The following is a 3,633-nucleotide window of genomic DNA, read 5'->3' on the forward strand; positions in this document are numbered from 1 at the left end:
TGTCGGGGTGGGGGGTGTGGTGGTGTTCGCGGGCGCGACCTGCTTGTTGCAGGCCGGAGACGGATCCGGCGACGCTGAGCGCACCGGAGACCAAGCTGGGGGCCGACGCTGCGACGTCGGAGGCGAGGTCGCGGTCGAGGACGGATTTCTGGGCGAATTCGGCGTCGGAGTGACGGGTCGGGTCACCGGCGGTGGCGCGGTCGGTCAGGGGTCTACCGGCCGCGTCGAACATCGCGGGCTGCTGGGCGGAGACGGGGGAGAAGGTGAGGCGATCGGCCGGGCCTGGTGTGGGGGTGAAGGTGAGTCGGTCGCCGCGTACCGGTGTGGGGGTGGGGTTTTCGGTGCGGATGGAGGCGATGCGGTCCAGGGCCGGGTTCATCGCCGATCGCAATGCTGTCGCCGCGGTCGGTGCTGGCGTGGTGGGGCTGAATTTCAGTGGTGTGCGAGGGTTTTCGGTCGCGGACGTGCCAGCGGCCACTTGCGCGCGGGGGAGGTCGGGGGTGTTGGCGGCGAGTATCCCGGGGTAGACCGCGGCGGAGGCCGCTTGCCAGTTGACGGTGGGGGTGAGGAGTTTCACCACTTCGGTGACGCCGGAGGTCAGCCCAGGCGCCAACGCCATGAAGGAGGCGCGTTGCAGCGCGACCCAGGAGGTGAGGTAGTCGCCGAACGCGGCGACCAGGTTCGGCAGGGCGTCCATGATGGCCAGGACCGACGGCACCGCGGCCACCGCGGACAGGCCGAGCCCGGCGAACGACACAGCCGAGGACAAGCTGGCGGCTTGGGCGGACAGGCCCGCGGCGGCGCCACCGAGTTCGGCTGCCGCAGCGGTGATCTGCGGGACCACGGTGGTGACGGCTTCGGTCAGGGCGGTGCTGAGTTGACCGGCGGCTGTTTGCGCGAGGGGTGTGAATCCGGCGAGGGCGCCTTGCAGGTGAGGTAGTGCGGCGGTGACGGCGGGCACCAGTGAGTTCAGGGTGTTCGCGGCGGCTTGGGTGAGGGCGGGGATGGCCTCGGTGAACGCGGCCAAGGCCGATTGGGCGGCGGATTGTGCGGCGGGCGCGACGCGCTCGACGAGTACTTTCGCGACAGCGGGTGCGGTGGCGGTGGCTTCGGCGGCGGCCGAGACCAGTGCGGCGGCAGCCGAACTCAGTCCGGAGAAGAACCCGGCGATGGCGGCGGCTCGGTCGGTGTGTGTGGTCGCCAACGCCAACGCGGCGAGTGAGTTCGCGGCCGAGGTCAGTGCTGAGGCGGCGGAGGTGAGTGAGGAGGCGGCGCTGGCCAGCTTCGCGCCGGCGCCGGGGACCGCGACATCCCAGGCTGTGCCTTGGGCAGCGATCGAGGGTGCGACCGCGCCCAGGGCTGAGGCGAGGACCGACATCGCTTGCTGCGCGGGGGCCAGCACCGGCGCAACAGCTTGCTGGATCGGGGACAGCTGTGGCTGTTCGGGCGCTGCCGGGGGAGCATCAGGCCCTGTGGTCTCCGACTGAGGTTGCTCCCCGGCGGTAATGTCGGCGGCGGACGCGTCCGGTGCTGTGGCGGCTGACGGCGCTTGTGCCCCAACAGGAGTATCGGGGGCATCCGGAGTTGTGGCGGCTGACTGTGGTTGCGCCTGTGCAGGAGTGTCGGCAGGGTCGCCGGAGGCGGCTGACTGCGGTTGCGCTTGGGCAGGAATGTCGACAGGATCGCCGGATTCGGCGGGAGCACCTGACTGTGGTTGCACCGCAACGGGAGTCGTGGAGGCGGTTCCGGTGGTGGCGGCGGGTTCGGCCAGCACGGGGAACAGGGTGTGTTCGTCGGGGTGTACCGCCAGCACGGTGTCGTCACCGTCGCGACGCAGTTCGACATCGACCGCACGGCCCAACGCGTCGTAAGCCCTGGGCGTGGTGACCGATTCGCCCTCGGTCAGGCCGTGCAGGACCGAGTCCGGGTGGGCGCGCAAGGGGGTGCCGGTGTCCTCGATGAGGACGAATCCGCGGTCGTCGGGGCCGGTGAGTTCCCGGTGACCGGGCCCGGGGGCGAGCAGGCCGGTGAACTTGACTTCGCCGCGGCCGGTGGTGTCGGTGAACCGTTCGGCACCGGGTTTGCGATGCTTGGGCCGCGGGTTCGTGACGGTGCCTGCGGCGCCGGCGAAGATTCCGAGCCCACCGGTGTCGAGGAGCATGCTGCGTTCGACGTCGACGGCGCGACGCTCAGGGTCGGTGACGAACTCGCCGGTCGGCAGGAGCGTGACTTTCCAGCCGAGATGCTCGGCGAGGAGCTTCGTCGGCATCGAGGCGAAAACTATCTCGGCTCGGGTCGGTTCACCCACGATCGAACCGGGGATCCGCCGGTGGACTCCGCTGCCAACGATCGTGTCGAGGAGCGCGCCTTGTAGTTCGGCGTAGCGGCCGTAGTCGTGGGCGATGAACCGGCCGAACGTCCCGGCGACGGTGCCGACGACCCCGGCCGTGGCCGCGACGAACGGTGCCGCCGCGGCGACCGCGCCCGCGGCGAGCGTCACCTGCGGGCCCGCGACCGAGCCCGGGCCGGCGACCAGCCCGGCGATGGTGCCGACCGCACCGATCGCCGAGGACGCGACCGAACCGACCGACGGCGCGATCGCCGAGGCGGCGTCTCCGATGGCGAGCATTCGTGCCGCGAGTTCGGTGGTGCGCAATCCCAGCGAATCGGCGGGGTCGCGGACGGGTTCCATCGTCGCGCGCACGATCCGGGACAACGTGAGATCGATGTGGGCGGCCATCGGGTTCTCGGTGAACCGGTGCGCGGCCAGTGCGTGGATGTCGTCGGCGCATTCGGTGGTGGCTTTGGACAGTTTTCGTTGCACGTCACCGGCTTGACCGCGGATCAGTCTCCACCGCTGCAACAATCGGCGGCCCTCGTCGATCGCGGCGGGATTGATGTTGGAGATGATGTTGCCTTGGCGGGCGTTCTCGACGAACTCCTGCAGGTCCCGATATGCCCCGGGTGCTTCGGTGGCGATCGGTTCCATCTCCGCCTGCAACCGAGCCAACTCCTGCCCGAAACCATCCAGAGCCTGACCGAGTTTCCGGTAGACCTCGCCGATCAGATGCAACCGGTCGACGAGTCGTTCACTCAGGATCGCGGCATACATGTCGCCCTCGACACCGATGAACCGCGACACATCGAACATCTCGATCCGTGACCCGGCCCCATGCGTACGATCCGCGAAATCCGACCAGCGTCTGGTGGTTTCGGCGATACGTTCCGGTTCACCGTCGATGATGAACAACTCCGCCGGAAACGGGCCGGTCAAAACCGCCAGGAGCCCGTTTTCCGACTCTGCTTCCTCGATCGCGGTCTGCGCCCACACCGCATCGATCCCGCCGAAACCTTCGACGCGCTCCACATCACCAAAGATGCTCACTGAAACCAACCCCCGAAATTCAGGACCGACACAACGAATCCGCCCCTGCGTCAGCGAAAACCGCAGCTGCACAAGAAATAGGAGAAATCAGCCGGTCACCGGACCGGCGTTGAAAGAAGCTGATTACCGCAGCGGCGGCGAGGAGGGGTCGGAGCCGCCGAACAACCCCGCACCCGCATCGTCGGCGCGGCGCGCCGCAGCGGCCAGCGACCGTGTGCACTCACCGAATACACCGATGTTGTCGACTA

Annotated in this window: 1 pseudogene; it reads right to left on the minus strand. The window is 68.8% G+C overall.

The features are described 5' to 3' along the window. Nucleotides 1-3,385 (minus strand): annotated as a pseudogene (locus ACFWPJ_RS27655) (hypothetical protein); the annotation flags it as partial. Nucleotides 3,386-3,633: the final 248 nt, after the last annotated feature.

The sequence above is a fragment of the Nocardia sp. NPDC058497 genome (genome assembly GCF_042720195.1).
Classification (GTDB): Bacteria; Actinomycetota; Actinomycetes; order Mycobacteriales; family Mycobacteriaceae; genus Nocardia.